This window comes from Pseudomonas sp. 313, assembly GCF_000316965.1.
In the GTDB taxonomy this organism is placed as follows: Bacteria; Pseudomonadota; Gammaproteobacteria; order Pseudomonadales; family Pseudomonadaceae; genus Chryseomonas; species Chryseomonas benzopyrenica.
In genome coordinates, this window is the sequence record NZ_ANBZ01000047.1 from 144,965 (window position 1) to 161,265 (window position 16,301).

General features: G+C 62.9%; 17 protein-coding genes. 10 read left to right on the top strand and 7 right to left on the bottom strand.

Annotated elements, in window-relative coordinates; all coding sequences use genetic code 11:
* Positions 1-41 precede the first annotated feature (41 nt).
* Positions 42-446, bottom strand: a complete 405-nt coding sequence (locus C722_RS0111140; RefSeq protein WP_017640571.1) for a hypothetical protein — start codon at positions 444-446, stop codon at positions 42-44.
* 101 nt (positions 447-547) lie between these two features.
* Positions 548-1,576: an RNA methyltransferase gene (locus C722_RS0111145; protein WP_017640572.1), complete on the bottom strand. Its 1,029-nt coding sequence runs from the start codon at positions 1,574-1,576 to the stop codon at positions 548-550.
* An 85-nt stretch (positions 1,577-1,661) separates the two neighbouring features.
* Between C722_RS0111145 and C722_RS0111150 the strand changes: the two genes are divergently transcribed.
* Positions 1,662-1,964 carry a DUF1883 domain-containing protein gene (locus tag C722_RS0111150; RefSeq protein ID WP_017640573.1) on the top strand — a complete coding sequence of 101 codons (303 nt, stop codon included), beginning with the start codon at positions 1,662-1,664 and terminating at the stop codon, positions 1,962-1,964.
* A 35-nt stretch (positions 1,965-1,999) separates the two neighbouring features.
* Here C722_RS0111150 and C722_RS0111155 read toward each other — a convergent pair whose 3' ends face one another.
* Entirely contained in the window at positions 2,000-3,127 is a 1,128-nt protein-coding gene (locus C722_RS0111155) for a PQQ-dependent sugar dehydrogenase (RefSeq protein ID WP_017640574.1), read from the bottom strand.
* Between the two features lie 93 nt (positions 3,128-3,220).
* Positions 3,221-6,937, bottom strand: coding sequence for a methionine synthase (metH, locus tag C722_RS0111160; protein ID WP_177323654.1), 3,717 nt, complete (start codon positions 6,935-6,937; stop codon positions 3,221-3,223).
* 227 nt (positions 6,938-7,164) lie between these two features.
* Between metH and C722_RS0111165 the strand changes: the two genes are divergently transcribed.
* From C722_RS0111165 to nfuA, 3 genes are all read left to right on the top strand, one after another.
* Entirely contained in the window at positions 7,165-8,166 is a 1,002-nt protein-coding gene (locus C722_RS0111165) for a response regulator (RefSeq protein ID WP_085984306.1), read from the top strand.
* Between the two features lie 2 nt (positions 8,167-8,168).
* Positions 8,169-9,134 carry a diguanylate cyclase gene (locus C722_RS0111170; protein ID WP_017640577.1) on the top strand — a complete coding sequence of 322 codons (966 nt, stop codon included), beginning with the start codon at positions 8,169-8,171 and terminating at the stop codon, positions 9,132-9,134.
* A gap of 81 nt (positions 9,135-9,215) precedes the next feature.
* Positions 9,216-9,800 (top strand): Fe-S biogenesis protein NfuA, encoded by a 585-nt coding sequence (nfuA, locus tag C722_RS0111175; protein WP_017640578.1) that lies wholly within the window; start codon positions 9,216-9,218, stop codon positions 9,798-9,800.
* A gap of 61 nt (positions 9,801-9,861) precedes the next feature.
* On the opposite strand, the gene C722_RS0111180 is transcribed toward nfuA, so the two are convergent.
* Positions 9,862-10,272 (bottom strand): PA2817 family protein, encoded by a 411-nt coding sequence (locus C722_RS0111180; protein ID WP_017640579.1) that lies wholly within the window; start codon positions 10,270-10,272, stop codon positions 9,862-9,864.
* 142 nt (positions 10,273-10,414) lie between these two features.
* Here C722_RS0111180 and C722_RS0111185 point away from each other — a divergent pair, with 142 nt between their 5' ends.
* From C722_RS0111185 to queF, 3 genes are read left to right on the top strand one after another with little or no spacing between them, the layout of a single operon-like run.
* Positions 10,415-11,347 carry an ABC transporter ATP-binding protein gene (locus C722_RS0111185; protein ID WP_017640580.1) on the top strand — a complete coding sequence of 311 codons (933 nt, stop codon included), beginning with the start codon at positions 10,415-10,417 and terminating at the stop codon, positions 11,345-11,347.
* Positions 11,344-12,123: an ABC transporter permease gene (locus tag C722_RS0111190; RefSeq protein WP_017640581.1), complete on the top strand. Its 780-nt coding sequence runs from the start codon at positions 11,344-11,346 to the stop codon at positions 12,121-12,123. The genes C722_RS0111185 and C722_RS0111190 overlap by 4 nt, the downstream gene beginning before the upstream one ends.
* A 13-nt stretch (positions 12,124-12,136) precedes the next feature.
* A complete protein-coding gene (gene queF / locus C722_RS0111195; protein WP_017640582.1) occupies positions 12,137-12,964 on the top strand; it encodes an NADPH-dependent 7-cyano-7-deazaguanine reductase QueF in 828 nt (275 codons plus the stop codon).
* Here queF and C722_RS0111200 read toward each other — a convergent pair whose 3' ends face one another.
* Complete coding sequence (locus C722_RS0111200) at positions 12,965-13,228, bottom strand: DUF4404 family protein (RefSeq protein WP_017640583.1); 264 nt, start codon at positions 13,226-13,228, stop codon at positions 12,965-12,967.
* Positions 13,229-13,446: 218 nt separating this feature from the next.
* Between C722_RS0111200 and C722_RS0111205 the strand changes: the two genes are divergently transcribed.
* Positions 13,447-14,073, top strand: a complete 627-nt coding sequence (locus C722_RS0111205; RefSeq protein ID WP_157225825.1) for a VacJ family lipoprotein — start codon at positions 13,447-13,449, stop codon at positions 14,071-14,073.
* Between the two features lie 58 nt (positions 14,074-14,131).
* Here C722_RS0111205 and C722_RS0111210 read toward each other — a convergent pair whose 3' ends face one another.
* The gene (locus tag C722_RS0111210; RefSeq protein ID WP_017640585.1) at positions 14,132-14,431 is read right to left on the bottom strand and encodes a PilZ domain-containing protein; all 300 of its coding nucleotides are present in this window, start codon (positions 14,429-14,431) and stop codon (positions 14,132-14,134) included.
* Between the two features lie 204 nt (positions 14,432-14,635).
* On the opposite strand from C722_RS0111210, the gene rssB reads away from it, so the two are divergent.
* Both rssB and rssC read left to right on the top strand, forming a co-directional pair.
* Positions 14,636-15,820: a two-component system response regulator RssB gene (gene rssB / locus C722_RS0111215; protein ID WP_017640586.1), complete on the top strand. Its 1,185-nt coding sequence runs from the start codon at positions 14,636-14,638 to the stop codon at positions 15,818-15,820.
* The gene (gene rssC / locus C722_RS0111220) at positions 15,817-16,299 is read left to right on the top strand and encodes an anti-sigma factor antagonist RssC (protein WP_007158388.1); all 483 of its coding nucleotides are present in this window, start codon (positions 15,817-15,819) and stop codon (positions 16,297-16,299) included. Before rssB ends, rssC begins: the two co-directional genes overlap by 4 nt.
* Positions 16,300-16,301: the final 2 nt, after the last annotated feature.

Sequence of the window (16,301 nt, forward strand, 5' to 3'; positions counted from 1 at the left end):
CCAAGGGGCAAGCCTCCCTGCCGGGGTCCAGCGAATCCGTGCTACTCGAATAGACCCTTGAACCAGGTCCAAACTCCGAAGGAGTAGTCGGGAAAGATATCGATGCCCAGCGCCGACTTGAGCAGATAGAGCAGCACCAGACCCACCAGGCCGCAGGCCAGCAGAATCGCCGCCAGCACCGTTGCCTTGCCCAGCAGGGACAATTCCTGCTCCAGGCGCGAGAGCTGACGATAGTTGCGACCGGCGAGGAAGACGAAGTAGTAACGGCGATGCCAGAACTTGACGGTGCCGCGCAGATCGACGCTGTGCTTGCCCCAGCTGCGGGTGCCGAAGGCCAGCTTGAGGGCTTCCAGTTGCTCCTCGGTAAAGGTCTCACGCAGCGCTTCGGGCAGGCGTTCCTTCAGACCGGCGATGAAGGGGTCGTGGCGTTTGATGCGATCCTGCATGGAAAAAGCTTCCCTCTGAATGGTGCGAGTGCACTCTGAGAGGGCGCCAGGCCTGGCGTTCCGCCGCATCTGATAGGCGGGGCCAGGCGCGGGACGATCGGTCAGGCGCTGACGCGTACGGGGCGTAGCACCTCGGCACGGGCGCGCAACTGGCCACAGCCGCCATCGACATCCTGGCCCGCGGAATTGCGCACCTTGGTCAGCAGGCCGCGGCTATGCAGGTAGCGCACGATCTGCACGATGCGCTCGCCGTCGGGGCGCTGGTAGTCGTCCACTTCCAGGCTGTTGTAGGGAATCAGGTTGAGCACGCCGTATTTGCCCTTCATCAGCCGCAGCAGTTCATCCATCTCCTCCTGGCTGTCGTTGATGCCGGCGAGCAGCGTCCACTGGTACTGGATCGGATAGCCGATCAGTCGGGCATAGGCTTCACCCTGTTCGATCAGCTCGCCCGGTTCGTAGCGGGGCGCCTTGGGCAGCAGCCGGGCCCGGCGCTCGGCATTGGTGCTGTGCAGCGACAGCGCCAGCGCCGGCCTGACCGCCTGCTGGGGCAGTCGCTCGAACACCCGCGGATCGCCGACGGTGGAAAACACCAGATTGCGATGGCCGATACCGCCGGCGGTTCCCAGCAGGTCGATGGCTTCCAGCACGTTGTCCAGGTTGTGCGCCGGCTCGCCCATGCCCATGAAGACCACCTTCTTGACCGGCCTGATGCGTCGCGCCAGGGCCACTTGGGCGACGATCTCGGCACTGCCCACCTGGCGCAGCAGGCCGCTCTTGCCGGTCATGCAGAAGACGCAGCCCACCGCGCAGCCGACCTGGGACGACACGCAGAGTCCATCACGCGGCAGCAGCACGCTTTCCACCGCCTGGCCATCGCCCAGGGTCACCAGCATCCGCGCCGAACCGTCGGCCCCCGGATGCTCCGAGGTCACCCGGGCCAAACCCTCCAGGCGCTCGGTCAGTGCGGGGATGGCATGGCGCACCTCCAGCGGCAGGAAGTTTTCCGCCTGCTGGCGCCGCGTGCCGATATCCAGGGGCAGTCCCTGGCACCAGGCGCGCAGGATACGGGCACTGTGCTTGGGCTTGGCGCCGGCATCGGCGAGCAACTGGACGACATCGGAAATACGCATGGGAAAAGGGCAGGTCGAGGGCGGGCGGCGATAATAGGACAGGGCAGGGATGCTATCCTAGTCCTTTGCAAGACGAGGACCCGTCATGAAGTTCATCCACCAGCGCGAGCATCTCAACGAGGGCGACCTGGTCGTCATCCAGAGTTCGGGGGTGTGCAACATCCGCCTGATGAACGATGCCAATTTCCGCAGCTTCAAGAATGGCGGCCGCCACACCTATCATGGCGGCGCCTTCGACACCTTTCCGGCGCGCATCACCGTACCCAGCACCGGCTTCTGGAACATCACCCTGGACACCGTGACCAAGCGACCCATCAGCGTGACCCGCAAGCCCGAGATCAAGCACTCGATCAAGATCGTCCGCCGCTCGCCTTCCGAGCTGCGTTGAGACAACGGTCACCCGTCCCTGGGTGACCCTGGCGGCTATTTCGGCTGCAACTCCAGCAGCCGGGCGTTGGCACCGTCTTCCAAGACCCAGAGACTGCCGTTGGGCCCTTCCTCGACGTCACGGATGCGCGTGCCCATGGCATAGCGCTCGACTTCGCGCGCCTCTTCGCCCTTGAGTTCGATCCGTACCAGCGCCTTGGACGACAACCCGCCGATGAAGGCATTGCCCTTCCAGGCCAGGAAGCGATTGCCCTCGTAGATCATCAAGCCGGCGGGGGAGATCACCGGCGTCCAGGTGATCTTGGGCGGGATGAATTCCGGGTTGGTCGAGTGATCCGGGATCGGCTTGCCGCCATAGTGATCGCCGTTGGAGACCTCGGGATAGCCGTAGTTGCCGCCGCGTTGGATCAGATTCAGCTCGTCACCGCCCTGGGGACCCATCTCCTGTTCCCACAGCCGGCCTTGGGCATCGAAGGCGATACCCAGCGGATTGCGATGGCCCAGCGACCAGACCTGTGCCGCTACGCCGCCTTTGTCGGCGAATGGATTATCTAGAGGTACTCGTCCGTCCTCATTAATCCGAACGATCTTTCCAAGATTGCTGGTCATATCTTGGGCAGGTGTGAATTTCTGCCGCTCGCCTGAGGTGATCCACAGCTTGCCGTCTGGCCCGAATCTCATCCGATGGCCATAGTGGCCGTTGCCACTGACCTTAGGCGTTTGGCGCCAGATCACCTTGAGCTCGCTGAGCGAACCACTGCCGTCGGTGTTCAGCTTCAACTTGGCCCGGGCGACCGCAGCACCCTGGGTGTCGCCTTCGCTGGCCTCGGCATAGCTCAGGTAGATCAGCCGGTTGCTGGCGTACTGTGGATGCAGGATGACATCGCCCAGCCCGCCCTGGCCGGCGGCGACCACCTTGGGCACGCCGCTGATGTCCTGGGCCTTGCCGGTCTGCACGTTCAGGTGTTTGAGCACCCCACCTTTCTCGGTGACCAGGGCCGTGCCGTCCGGCAGGAAGGCGATGGCCCAGGGTGCGTCCAAGGTGGCCCTGGGCGTGGCCGTGAAGGGCCACTGATCCTGGGAGAGAGCCTGGGGTGCGGCATTGGCGTTCAGGGTGGCGAGACTGAGCAGGAGACTGCCGGCAGCTAGGGTGAGACCTTTCATGGGCACGCTGTCCTCGTCGTTGGAAGTCCCTACACCCTAGTAGGGACGCCAGCGAAAAGGGCCGCGTTTTTGTTACCTGAGGCGTCTGCCAGCTTAGTTGTCGTACCCCAAATTCGGCGCCAACCACCGCTCCGTCACCGCCAGCTCCTGACCCTTGCGCTCGGTGTAGCTGCCCACCTGATCCTTGTCGATCTTGCCCACGGCGAAATACTGGGCCTCGGGATGGGCGAAGTACCAGCCGCTGACCGCTGCTGCCGGGAACATGGCGTAGTGCTCGGTGAGGAAGACCCCGCTGCGACCGGCCTCGTTGAAGCTGGCCTCGGGATCCAGCAGCTTGAAGAGGGTAGCCTTCTCGGTGTGATCGGGGCAGGCCGGGTAGCCGGGGGCAGGGCGGATGCCCTTGTACTGCTCGCGGATCAACGCCTCGTTGTCCAGGGTCTCGTCCGCGGCATAGCCCCAGTGTTTCTTGCGCACCCGCTCGTGCAGCCATTCGGCACAGGCTTCGGCGAGGCGGTCGGCCAAGGCTTTCACCATGATCGAGTTGTAGTCGTCGCCCTTGCGCTCGTAGTCCTTGGCCAGTTCCTCGGCGCCGATACCAGCGGTGACGATGAAGCCGCCCATGTAGTCGGTCACGCCCGTTTCCTTGGGCGCGACGAAGTCGGCCAGAGACAGGTTGGGCTTGCCCTCGGGCTTGATGGTCTGCTGGCGCAGGTGGTGCAGGATGGCCAGCGGCTGGCCGTCCTCGCCATAGACTTCCAGGTCATCGTCACGGACCTGGTTGGCCGGCCAGAAGCCGAACACGGCGCGGGCCTTGATCAGTTTCTCGTCGATCAGCTTGCTGAGCATGGCCTGGGCGTCGTGGAACAATGCAGTGGCGGCTTCACCCACCACCTCGTCGGTGAGGATGCGTGGGTACTTGCCGGCCAGGTCCCAGGAGATGAAGAAGGGGGTCCAGTCGATGTACTCGGCCAGCACCGCCAGATCGATGTCTTCCAACACCCGGGTGCCAGTGAAGCTGGGCTTGGGCGCCTGGTAGCCGAGCCAGTTGAAGGCCGGCTTGTTGGCGACGGCCTTGGCGTAGGACAGGCGTTCGGTGCGGGCGCTGCGATTGGCGGTGCGCTCGCGCACCTCGACGTAGTCGGCGCGGGTGCGCTCGACGAAGCCGGCCTTGAGTTCCTTGGAGAGCAACTGGGTGGCCACACCCACGGCGCGTGAGGCGTCGGTGACATAGACCACGGCATCGTTCCGGTACTGCGGCTCAATCTTGACCGCGGTATGGGCCTTGGAGGTGGTGGCGCCGCCGATCATCAGCGGCAGGGTGAAGCCCTGGCGCTGCATCTCCTTGGCGACGTGGACCATCTCGTCCAGTGAGGGGGTGATCAGGCCCGACAGACCGATGATGTCGCACTTCTCGGCGATGGCGGTCTGCAGGATCTTTTCCGCCGGGACCATGACACCCAGGTCGACGATGTCGTAGCCGTTGCAACCCAGCACCACGCCGACGATGTTCTTGCCGATGTCGTGGACGTCGCCCTTGACCGTGGCCATGAGGATCTTGCCCTTGGCCTCGGGCTTGTCGCCTTTCTCCGCCTCGATGAAGGGAATCAGGTGGGCCACCGCCTGTTTCATCACCCGGGCGGACTTGACCACCTGCGGCAGGAACATCTTACCCGAGCCGAACAGGTCGCCGACCACGTTCATGCCGCTCATCAGCGGACCTTCGATGACCTCGATGGGCCGCGCGCACTGCTGGCGGCACTCTTCGGTGTCCTCGACGATATAGGTGGTGATGCCCTTGACCAAGGCATGCTCCAGTCGCTTGTCCACCGGCAGGCCGCGCCATTCCTCGGTCTCGGCTTCCTTGACCGCGCCGCCGCCCTTGTAGTCGTCGGCGATGGCCAGCAGGGCGTCGGTGCCAGCCGGGGTGCGGTTGAGCACCACGTCCTCGACCCGCTCGCGCAGGGCGGCCGGGATCTCGTCGTAGATCTCCAGCTGACCGGCGTTGACGATGCCCATGGTCAGGCCGTTCTGGATGGCGTGGTAGAGAAAGACCGAGTGGATGGCCTCGCGTACCGGGTTGTTGCCGCGGAAGGAAAAGGAGACGTTGGACACACCGCCGGAAGTCAGGGCGTAGGGCAGGTTGTCGCGGATATAGGCGCAGGCGTTGATGAAGTCGACCGCGTAGTTGTTGTGCTCCTCGATCCCCGTCGCCACGGCGAAGATGTTGGGGTCGAAGATGATGTCTTCCGGCGGAAAGCCGACCTGGTTGACCAGGATGTCGTAGGAGCGGGCGCAGATCTCGTTCTTGCGCGCCTCGGTGTCGGCCTGCCCGTCTTCGTCGAAGGCCATGACCACCACCGCCGCGCCATAGCGCTTACACAGCTTGGCGTGATGGATGAAGGCCTGGACGCCTTCCTTCATGGAGATGGAGTTGACGATGCCCTTGCCCTGGATGCACTTGAGGCCGGCCTCGATCACCTCCCACTTGGAGGAGTCGATCATGATTGGCACCCGGGAAATGTCCGGCTCGGAGGCGATCAGGTTGAGGAAGGTGACCATGGCCGCCTGCGAGTCCAGCATGCCTTCGTCCATGTTGATGTCGATGACCTGGGCGCCGGCTTCTACCTGCTGCTGGGCCACTTCCAGGGCCTCGGCATAGTTCTCTTCGCGGATCAGCCGGGCGAACTTGGCCGAGCCGGTGATGTTGGTGCGCTCGCCGACGTTGACGAACAGGGACTCGCGGCTGACAGTGAAGGGTTCCAGGCCGGAGAGGCGGCAGGCCTTGGGAATCTCCGGCAGCTGGCGCGGGGCATGCCTGGCGACGGCCTCGGCGATGGCCTGGATATGCGCCGGGGTGGTGCCGCAGCAGCCGCCGACGATGTTGAGCAGGCCGCTGGCGGCGAACTCCTCGACCACCGCCGCCATCTGCTCGGAGCTTTCGTCGTATTCCCCAAAGGCGTTGGGTAGGCCGGCGTTGGGGTGGGCGGAGACGAAGGTATCGGCCTTGGTCGCCAATTCCTCGACGTAGGGCCGCAGTTCCTTGGCGCCCAGGGCGCAGTTGAGGCCGACGGAAATCGGCTGGGCGTGGCGTACCGAGTTCCAGAAGGCCTCGGTGGTCTGGCCGGAGAGGGTGCGGCCGGAAGCGTCGGTGATGGTGCCGGAGATCATGATCGGCAATTCGATGCCGACCTCTTCGAACACGCCCTGGACGGCGAAGATCGCCGCCTTGGCATTGAGGGTGTCGAAGATGGTCTCGATCAGGATAAGGTCGGCGCCGCCCTCGATCAGGCCGCGGGTGGCCTCGGTGTAGTTTTCCACCAGCTCGTCGAAGGTGACGTTGCGATAGCCGGGGTTGTTGACGTCCGGAGAGATGGAGCAGGTCCGGCTGGTCGGGCCGAGCACCCCGGCGACGAAGCGCGGGCGATCCGGGGTCTCCAGGGTCTTGGCGTCGGCCACTTCACGAGCGACCCGGGCACCGGCCAGGTTCAGCTCATAGGTGATCTCTTCCATGCCGTAGTCGGCCTGAGAGACCCGAGTGGCATTGAAGGTGTTGGTTTCCAGGATGTCGGCGCCGGCATCCAGGTAGGCCTTTTCGATCTCGGCGATGATCTTCGGCTGGGTCAGCAGCAAGAGGTCGTTGTTGCCCTTGACGTCGCTCGGCCAGTCGGCGAAACGCCTGCCGCGGTAGTCCGCTTCCTCCAGGCGATAGCTCTGGATCATGGTGCCCATGCCGCCGTCGAGGATGAGGATGCGCTGCGCGAGGGCGTGGCGGAGGGCGGCGAGGCGAGAGCTACGATCGGTCATGGGCATTCCACAGAGATGAAGAGACGCTGGACAAAGGGTGGCAGCATAGCAAAAGCCGGCGCCCGCCCCGGTATCGGCAGTGATCCATGATGAGCAGCGCTCATGAAGGGTCGGCGAGTCTTTCATGCCAGGGATGCTTAGCGATCTAGAGCGGGCGGCGGACAAGCGCCCGAAGTGCTGCTTTACTGACAGATGACCGACGTTTACTGTGCGTCAAAACTGCGTCATGGAAGGTGGCCGTGATTCCTCTGGTGATATGCGACGACTCGAACATGGCGCGCAAGCAGCTGGTTCGCTCCCTGCCCGAAGGTTGGGGGGTATCCATCACCCAGGCCACTAATGGCGAGGAAGCCCTCACGGCGCTGCGTCAGGGGCTGGGCCAGGTGATGCTGCTGGACCTGACCATGCCGATCCTGGATGGCTATGGCACCCTGGCGGCGATTCGCAACGAGGGTCTGGCGGTCAAGGTGATCGTCGTCTCCGGCGATGTCCAGGAACAGGCGGTGGCACGGGTGCGCGAGCTGGGCGCTCTGGACTTCATCCGCAAGCCGGCCGATCCCACCGAACTGGCCACGGTGCTCCAGCGCCACGGTATCTATAGCCCAAGCCCGACGACTCCGGCGGAACCCATCGCGCGTCCGGAGCTGGAAGTCAGTTTCCGCGATGCCTTCCGCGAGGTGGTCAACGTCTCCATGGGTCGCGCCGGGGCCCTGCTGGCCAAGGCGCTGGATGTCTTCGTCCAGTTGCCCATTCCCAATGTCAACATCCTGGAAGTCAGCGAGCTGCACATGACGCTGGTGGATGCGCAGCGCGAGGATCGCCTCAGCGCAGTATGCCAGGGCTACATCGGCGAGGGCATCGCCGGCGAGGCGCTGCTGATCTTCCACGACTCTGAATTCGACGACATGGCGCGCCTGGTGCGCTGGCGCGAGGCGGGGGAGTCCGGCGACATTGAGATGCTGCTGGATCTGTCGAGCATCATCATCGGCGCCTGCCTGGCCGGGATCGCCGAGCAGTTCGACATCCGCTTTTCCCAGGGCCATCCGACCATCCTCGGCCACCACGCATCCATCGACGAGCTCATCGTCGTCAACAAGACGCGCTGGAAGAAGACCCTGGCGGTCGAACTCAGCTACAGCCTGGAAGGCCATAACGTCCACTTCGATCTGCTGCTGCTGTTCACCGAGGATTCGGTGAAGCGCATCACCCGCAAGATCGGCTACCTGATGAGTTGAGCATGGCCGCACAGATCGATATCAACGAACTCCACTGGCTGCTGGACATCGTGCAGAACATCGATGTCGGCGTGGTGGTGCTGGACCTCGACTACCGTATCGAGGTCTGGAACAGCTTCATGGAAAACCATTCCGGGCGGATCCTCAGCGAGGTCAGCCAGCAGTCGCTGTTCGCGGTCTTCGCCGAAATCGACGAGGCCTGGTTTCGCGCCAAGGCCGAAAGCGTGGTCCTGCTGGGCACCCGGGCCTTTTCCATCTGGGAACAGCGACCCTATCTGGTCCACTTCAAGAGCTACCAGCCGATCACCGGCGTGGAAGCCTTCATGTACCAGAACGTGACCCTGCTGCCGCTACGCGATTCCACCGGGGCCATCGCCCATATCTGCGTGGTGATCTACGACGTCACCGATGTCGCCATCAACAAGCGGCAACTGGAGCTGTCCAACGACAAGCTGCAGGAGCTGTCGCGCACCGATCGCCTCACCGGGCTGGCCAACCGTGGCTACTGGGAGGAACGCCTCACCGAGGAATTCGCCCGGCACCAGCGCTATGGCGGCCGCCTGGCGCTGATGATGCTCGACATCGATCACTTCAAACGCATCAACGACACCCATGGCCACGCCGTTGGCGATCAGGCGATCAAGGCGCTGGCCGGGGTGATCAAGACCCATGTGCGCAACGCCGACATCGCCGGACGCTACGGTGGCGAGGAATTCGGCGTGGTGCTGCTCGACACGGGTGTAGAAGGCGCGCGACTACTCGCCGAGCGCCTGCGCGAAGCGGTGGAGGCGATGCGTCTCGATGTGCTGGGAACGCCCATCGCCTTCACCATCAGCATTGGCCTCACCGATCTGTCGGTGCCCCTGGGCAATCACGAGCAGATGATCCAGCAGGCGGACAAGGCGCTCTACGAGTCTAAGCATGCCGGGCGCAATAGGGTCACCAGCTTCGTTCAGCGTCTGGATTGAGACGATTATCCGACTGTTTCACTAGGGCTTTCGTCGAGGAGTAGGGTGGCGTAAACTTGTCACACCTGTTGAGGAGTGACCATGAGCGCCATCATCATTACCGACGCGGCTCAGGATTACCTGGCCGACCTGTTGGAAAAGCAGAATACCCCCGGGATCGGTATCCGCATCTTCATTACCCAGCCCGGCACCCAGTACGCCGAGACCTGCATCGCCTATTGCAAGCCCGGCGAGGAGAAGCCCGATGACCAGCCCATCGGCCTGAAGAGCTTTACCGCTTACCTCGATGCCGTCAGCCAGCCCTTCCTGGAAGACGCCCTGGTGGACTACGCCACCGACCGCATGGGCGGCCAGCTGACCATCAAGGCGCCCAACGCCAAGGTGCCCATGGTCAACGAGGACAGCCCGCTCAACGAGCGTGTCGACTACTACCTGCAGACCGAGATCAATCCGGGGCTCGCCAGCCACGGTGGCATGGTCAGCCTGGTGGATATCGTCGACGACAACGTGGCCGTGCTGCGCTTCGGTGGCGGTTGCCAGGGCTGTGGTCAGGTCGATCTGACCCTCAAGGATGGCGTCGAGCGCACCCTGCTGGAGCGGATCCCCGAGCTCACCGCCGTGCGCGACGTCACCGACCACACCAACCGCGAAAACGCCTACTACTAGGTAGCCTGGCGTCCTGGCGGTCGCGAAGGGCTATCGAACCGATCGATAGCCCTTCGACGTTTCAGTGACGCGCTGCGTCTTCCGGCAGGGCCATCAGGCGCTGCTCCTGCGCCCAGTCGAAGACTTCGCCGCGGGATTCCGCCTCATGACGACGCTCGTCCAGCCGCTGATAGAGCGCCAGCTCCTCGTCCGGCATGAAGTGCAGGCAGTCGCCGCCAAAGAACCACAGCAGGTCGCGCGGCACCCGATGGGCGATCTGCGGATAGCGGCTGAAGATCTGGCTGAGCAGGTCCTGGCCGAGATAGGCGTATTCCTCGGGCGCCTGCGGCAATCCGGCGACCAGCTCGTCGAAGCGGTCGAGGAACAGCGCGTGGTTCTCCGAGGGCACCTGCTCAGCCGCGCCGACGTCGGCCAAGACCGCACGCAGCTGGGCGAGGAGGGCGACGTGGTGGGCGAGATAGGAAGTGGCCATGAATGTCTCCTGAAAAAGCGGCTGCGCAGTATAGGGGCACTGTCCGACGTTGTCTGGTTCGACTAGGATCGAACCTTTGCCCGCCGCCGGGGTTATAGGAAGTAGCACTTTTCTTTGCGAATCAGTTCTTGCCGGGAGGCACATGAGTCTAGCTCTCTCCATTCGCGGTCTGACCAAGACCTACAACAACGGCTTCACCGCCCTCAAGGGGATCGACCTCGATGTGGTCGAAGGTGATTTCTTCGCGCTGCTCGGTCCGAACGGGGCGGGCAAGTCGACCACCATCGGCATTCTCTCGACCCTGGTCAACAAGTCCGGCGGCGAGGTATCCGTGTTCGGCAACGACCTGGACAAGGATCCCGCGGGCCTCAAGCGCTGCCTGGGCGTGGTGCCCCAGGAGTTCAACTTCAACCAGTTCGAGAAGGCCTTCGACATCGTCGTCACCCAGGCTGGCTACTACGGTATTCCCGCACGCATCGCCGGTGAGCGCGCCGAGGAGTACCTCACCCAGCTCGGGCTGTGGGACAAACGCGATACGCCTTCGCGCATGCTCTCTGGCGGCATGAAGCGTCGCCTGATGATCGCTCGCGCCCTGATCCACAAACCGCGCCTGCTGATCCTCGACGAACCCACCGCCGGGGTCGACATTGAGCTGCGGCGCTCCATGTGGAGCTTCCTCACCGAACTGAACAGGCAGGGAACCAGCATCATCCTCACCACCCACTACCTCGAAGAGGCCGAGCATCTCTGCCGCAACATCGCCATCATCGACCATGGCGAGCTGGTCGAGCACACCAGCATGCGCAAGCTCCTGCAGAAGCTCAACGTCGAGACCTTCATCGTCGATGTGGTCCAGCCGCTGACGGCGGCGCCGCAGCTGGACGGCTATCCGGCCAAGCTGTTGGGCGATCACTCCTTCGAGGTGCAGATCGACAAGGCCAGTGGGGTCAACGCCCTGTTCCGCCAGTTGGACGCCGCCGGCATCCAGGTCCAGAGCCTGAGAAACAAAGCCAATCGCCTGGAGGAGCTGTTCGTCTCCCTGGTGGAAAAGAATCTAGCCAAGGTCGCCCGATGAGTACCGAATTCCAAGCCAACATGGTGGCGCTGCGGACCATCGTCCATCGCGAAGTGCGCCGCTTCACCCGTATCTGGGCACAGACGCTGCTGCCCCCGGCGATCACCATGGTCCTGTACTTTGTGATCTTCGGGAACCTGATCGGCAATCGTATCGGTGGCATGGGTGGCTTCACCTACATGCAGTACATCGTGCCGGGCCTGATCATGATGTCGGTGATCACCAACGCCTACAGCAACGTGGTCTCCAGCTTCTTCAGCAGCAAGTTCCAGCGCTCCGTGGAAGAGCTGCTGGTTTCGCCCGTGTCGCCGCATGTGATCCTCATCGGCTATGCCATGGGCGGCATCCTGCGCGGCCTGGCCGTGGCCGCCATCGTCAGCCTGCTATCGCTGTTCTTCACCAACATGCAGGTGCACCACCTGGGCATCATGCTGCTGGTGATCGTCCTTACCGCGGCGATCTTTGCCCTGGGCGGCTTCATCAACGCCGTCTACGCGCGCAACTTCGACGACATCTCCATCGTGCCGACCTTCGTGCTGACGCCCCTGACCTACCTGGGCGGGGTCTTCTATTCCATCGACCTGCTGCCGGCCTTCTGGCAGAAGGTGTCCCTGGTCAATCCGATCCTGCACATGGTCAACGCCTTCCGCTACGGCATCCTCGGGGTGTCCGACATCCGCATTGGGGTGGCGATCGCCTTCATGCTGTTCGCCGTGGTCGTGCTTTATCTGGTCAGCATCCGTCTGCTCGTGAGCGGGCGCGGCATGCGTCATTGAGTGTCTGAGCGTCATGCATAGCGTAGAACAATCGCCCCTGGGCAAAAGCACCGAGTACGTCAGCGAATATGCGCCATCGCTGCTCTATCCGATCCCGCGCGCGCCCAAGTGGGCGGAACTAGGCCTGGACGGGCAGGATCTGCCGTTTCGCGGGGTGGATGTCTGGACCTGCTACGAGCTGTCCTGGTTGCTGCCTTCCGGCAAGCCGGTGGTGGCCATTGCCGAGTTCGCTATCCCGGCCGATTCGCCGAACATCATTGAATCCAAGTCGTTCAAGCTGTACCTCAACTCTCTGAACCAGTCGGTGTTCGCCAGCATGGCCGAACTCGAAGCCGTGCTGGTCAAAGACCTGAGCGCCGCGGCTGGTGGTCCCGTTGGCGTCAACCTGATGTCCTTGGATGATTGGGCGGCCCGTGGTGTCCAGCGCCCGAATGGCCAGTGCCTCGACGATCTGGATGTCAGTCTGGATCGCTATGCCCACCCACAGGCCGAACTGCTGAACGTGGGCGAAGCGCGGGATAGTCAGAGGTTTTACAGCCACCTGCTCAAGTCGAACTGCCCGGTCACCGGTCAGCCGGACTGGGGCACCGTGGTGGTCGAGTACGAAGAGGGCCTGGCCCTGGAACCGGCGAGCCTGCTGCGCTACCTGGTCGCCTTCCGCCAACATGCGGATTTCCACGAGCAGTGCGTCGAGCGCATCTATCTGGATCTGTGGCGGCTGCTGAAGCCGACGAAGCTGACCGTGTTCGCCCGCTATGTGCGGCGTGGCGGACTGGATATCAATCCCTACCGAAGCAGTGAGGCCACCCAGCCCGCCGCGGAGCGTTACGTCCGGCAGTGATCAGATGCCCATGCTGCTCAGGCTGTTCATGATCGAGCGGAGCGTGCCGGCCATGGTCGGGTGACTGACTTCGAACCGCTCCACGGCCAGATTGACGCCTTCGACCAGGCTGCCATCCCGGGTGGCATCTTCGTTGGCCAGCTGGAATTCGATGTCCCGGATCAGCAGTTCCAGTTCTTCCCGATCCTCGGGCGAGGCGGGCGGATCCTGGTCCAGCTGGTGGCGAAGGTGGTCGAGTTGTTCCTGCAGATGAGAGGTGGTCATGGGCGTTTCTCCTGTGTTCGGATTCTTTGACCGCAACGGCGGGTCAAAGATCGAGGGATAGCGCCTGGCCCTAAGCCAAAGTGGCAAAGCTATGACTATAATCGGCGCCTTTCAGGCGTCTGAGTGCAACGAGGAGAGAAGCGATGATGGTCGAGCGACGTGGTTCCAGGGTCTGGGGAGCGCTCCTTGCAACGGCCCTGACCTTTGCCGGTCAGGCCATGGCGGCCGAAGCCGAGAATCCCGATCCCTGGGAAGGCTTCAACCGCAAGATCTTCGTGTTCAACGATACCCTGGATACCTATGCCCTCAAGCCGGTCGCCCAGGGCTATCAGCGCTTCACGCCTGGCTTCGTGCAGACCGGCGTGAGCAACTTCTTCAACAACCTGGGTGACGTGCGCAACCTGGCCAACAACCTGTTGCAAGGCAAGATCGAGCACGCCGGGGTCGACACCGCGCGCCTGTTGATGAATACCACGATGGGCGGCCTCGGCCTGGTCGACGTGGCCACCAAGGCCGGCCTGCAGCGCAACGACGAAGATTTCGGCCAGACCCTGGGCAAGTGGGGCGCCACCAGCGGTCCCTACCTGGTCCTGCCGTTCTTCGGCCCCAGCAGCGTGCGTGACGGCCTCGGTCGCATCCCGGACAGCTACACCAGCGCCTATCCCTATGTGGACGACGTCGCCGTGCGCAACAGCGCCTTCGCCCTCAGCACCGTCGATACCCGGGCCGGTCTCCTGCAGGCCGAGCGCCTGATCACCGGGGACAAGTACGTGTTCATTCGCAACGCCTATTTGCAGACCCGCGAATTCAAGGTCAAGGATGGTCAGGTGGTCGACGATTTCTAGTCCCGGCCCAATAAAAAAGGCAGCCCAGGGCTGCCTTTTTTATTGGGGATCGGAGCGTCTAGCGCATTTCCAGCACGGACAGGCCGAGCAGCTGCTTGCCAGAGTCCGTCGCCTGGACGCGTAGAACTTCGGTATCGGCTTCCAGGCCGGGGAGTTCGGCATGGCTGGAGGGAATGAGCACGGTCACCTTGTCGCCGACCTGCAGGCTGGTGGCGGCCTCGATCTGGAAACCGGTGCTGGACAGATCGACGCAGCGTGCCTCGAAGGAGGCATCGCCGACCTTCAGTATGGCTTTGGAGTCGACGTGCATGCGAATGAAGTCGCGCTTTTCACTGTAAGAACGGTCAATGGTACTCATGGCAATCCTACTGCTTGGGAGGATGGATGGCGGGTTGCTGGAGGTATAAACTCCATAATGGCACCCTGTAAAGAATTTCCATCCGGTTGGCAAGCTTGAACGCCCCGGTGGATGGGAGTAGTGTCTCCGCCGTGTCGTAATCACCGTGGCCCGTGTCGGATAGTGTCCGCCGGTTTGCCGTTCGGGTGCATGCCTGGATCCTCTATGTCTAATTCGCCTGCCACGCTCCTGATCATTGACGATGACGAGGTGGTTCGCCTCAGTCTCGCCGACTATCTCGAAGACAGTGGCTTCAATGTCCTGCAGGCCAGCAATGGCCAGCAGGGCCTGGAAATATTCGAGCGCGAACAGCCTGACCTCATCATCTGCGACCTGCGCATGCCGCAGGTCGACGGACTGACGCTGCTGCGCCGCATCAGCGAGCTGTCCATCGATACGCCCGTGCTGGTGCTGTCCGGCGCCGGCGTCATGAGCGACGTCGTGGAAGCCCTGCGCCTGGGCGCCGCCGATTACCTGATCAAGCCGCTGGAAGACCTGATGGTGCTGGAGCACTCGGTCAATCGCGCGCTGGATCGCGCCCGCCTGCGCCTGGAAAACGATCGCTACCGGGTCAAGCTGGAAAACACCAATCGCGAGCTGCAGGCCAGCCTGAGCCTCCTGCAGGAAGACCAGAACGCCGGGCGCCACGTGCAGATGAACATGTTGCCGGTGACGCCCTGGGAAACCGAGGGGCTGCATTTCTCCCACGAGATCATCCCCTCGCTGTACCTGTCTGGCGATTTCGTCGACTACTTTCGCATCGACGAGCACCGCGTCGCCTTCTACCTGGCCGACGTCTCCGGCCATGGCGCCTCGTCGGCCTTCGTGACCGTGCTGCTCAAATTCATGACCACGCGGCTGCTCTATGAGTCCAAGCGCAACGGCACGCTGCCCGAATTCAAGCCCTCGGATGTGCTCGGTCACATCAACAGGGGTCTACTGGATTGCAAATTGGGCAAGCACGTGACCATGCTGGGTGGCGTCATCGACGAAACCACGGGTACCCTGGCGTACAGCATCGGTGGTCATCTGCCCTTGCCGGTCCTGCATACCCCGGAAGAAACCCGCTTCCTGGTAGGCAAGGGCCTGCCGGTCGGACTGTTCCAGGAGGCGACCTACAATGACCACCAGATGGATCTGCCCGAGCGTTTCAGCCTGACCCTCTTTTCGGATGGCATCTTCGACCTGCTGCCGGGAGACAATTTGAAAGAGAAAGAACACAGCTTGCCCGATTACGTCCGCCGCGCCGGCGGTACACTGGCAGGCCTGAGCGAAGCCCTGGATCTGGCGTCCGTTACCGAGATGCCCGACGATATCGCTTTGCTGGTGTTGAGCAGGAACCTGGCATGAGCACCGGAAAAATCCAATTTGCCGAGCAGGATGGCACCTTCGTCCTGAAGTTTACCGGCGAGGTGCGTCTGACCCTGTGCTCGGCGCTGGACGCGACCATCGAACACATCTTCTCGTCGTTGAATTTCTCGTCCATCGTCATTGACCTGACGGAGACGCAGAGCATCGACAGCACCACTCTGGGCCTCTTGGCCAAGCTGTCGATCCTGTCGCGGCAGCGCATCGGGCTGCTGCCCATGCTGACCACCAACAACCCGGACATCCTGCGCCTGCTGGATTCCATGGGTTTCGATCAGGTGTTCAATATCGTCGAGACGGTCCTGCCTTGCCCGGATTGCCTGACCGACCTGCCACCGCAGGATCAGTCCGAAGCCGAGGTGCGCAGTCGCGTGCTTGAAGCCCATCGGGTGTTGATGGGCCTCAATGAATCCAATCGCAATGCCTTTCGCGATCTGGTCAGTGCCCTCGAAAGGCACTGACC

Excerpts from the sequence above, each read along its gene's own strand:
- C722_RS0111140 (WP_017640571.1), bottom strand. The coding sequence starts at position 446 with ATGCAGGATCGCATCAAACGCCACGACCCCTTCATCGCCGGTCTGAAG.
- C722_RS0111185 (WP_017640580.1), top strand. The coding sequence starts at position 10,415 with ATGAGTCTAGCTCTCTCCATTCGCGGTCTGACCAAGACCTACAACAAC.
- C722_RS0111190 (WP_017640581.1), top strand. The coding sequence starts at position 11,344 with ATGAGTACCGAATTCCAAGCCAACATGGTGGCGCTGCGGACCATCGTC.
- rssC (WP_007158388.1), top strand. The coding sequence starts at position 15,817 with ATGAGCACCGGAAAAATCCAATTTGCCGAGCAGGATGGCACCTTCGTC.
- C722_RS0111205 (WP_157225825.1), top strand. The coding sequence starts at position 13,447 with ATGGCGGCCGAAGCCGAGAATCCCGATCCCTGGGAAGGCTTCAACCGC.
- nfuA (WP_017640578.1), top strand. The coding sequence starts at position 9,216 with ATGAGCGCCATCATCATTACCGACGCGGCTCAGGATTACCTGGCCGAC.
- C722_RS0111145 (WP_017640572.1), bottom strand. The coding sequence starts at position 1,576 with ATGCGTATTTCCGATGTCGTCCAGTTGCTCGCCGATGCCGGCGCCAAG.
- C722_RS0111155 (WP_017640574.1), bottom strand. The coding sequence starts at position 3,127 with ATGAAAGGTCTCACCCTAGCTGCCGGCAGTCTCCTGCTCAGTCTCGCC.
- rssB (WP_017640586.1), top strand. The coding sequence starts at position 14,636 with ATGTCTAATTCGCCTGCCACGCTCCTGATCATTGACGATGACGAGGTG.
- metH (WP_177323654.1), bottom strand. The coding sequence starts at position 6,937 with ATGCCCATGACCGATCGTAGCTCTCGCCTCGCCGCCCTCCGCCACGCC.
- C722_RS0111150 (WP_017640573.1), top strand. The coding sequence starts at position 1,662 with ATGAAGTTCATCCACCAGCGCGAGCATCTCAACGAGGGCGACCTGGTC.
- C722_RS0111210 (WP_017640585.1), bottom strand. The coding sequence starts at position 14,431 with ATGAGTACCATTGACCGTTCTTACAGTGAAAAGCGCGACTTCATTCGC.
- queF (WP_017640582.1), top strand. The coding sequence starts at position 12,137 with ATGCATAGCGTAGAACAATCGCCCCTGGGCAAAAGCACCGAGTACGTC.
- C722_RS0111170 (WP_017640577.1), top strand. The coding sequence starts at position 8,169 with ATGGCCGCACAGATCGATATCAACGAACTCCACTGGCTGCTGGACATC.
- C722_RS0111200 (WP_017640583.1), bottom strand. The coding sequence starts at position 13,228 with ATGACCACCTCTCATCTGCAGGAACAACTCGACCACCTTCGCCACCAG.
- C722_RS0111180 (WP_017640579.1), bottom strand. The coding sequence starts at position 10,272 with ATGGCCACTTCCTATCTCGCCCACCACGTCGCCCTCCTCGCCCAGCTG.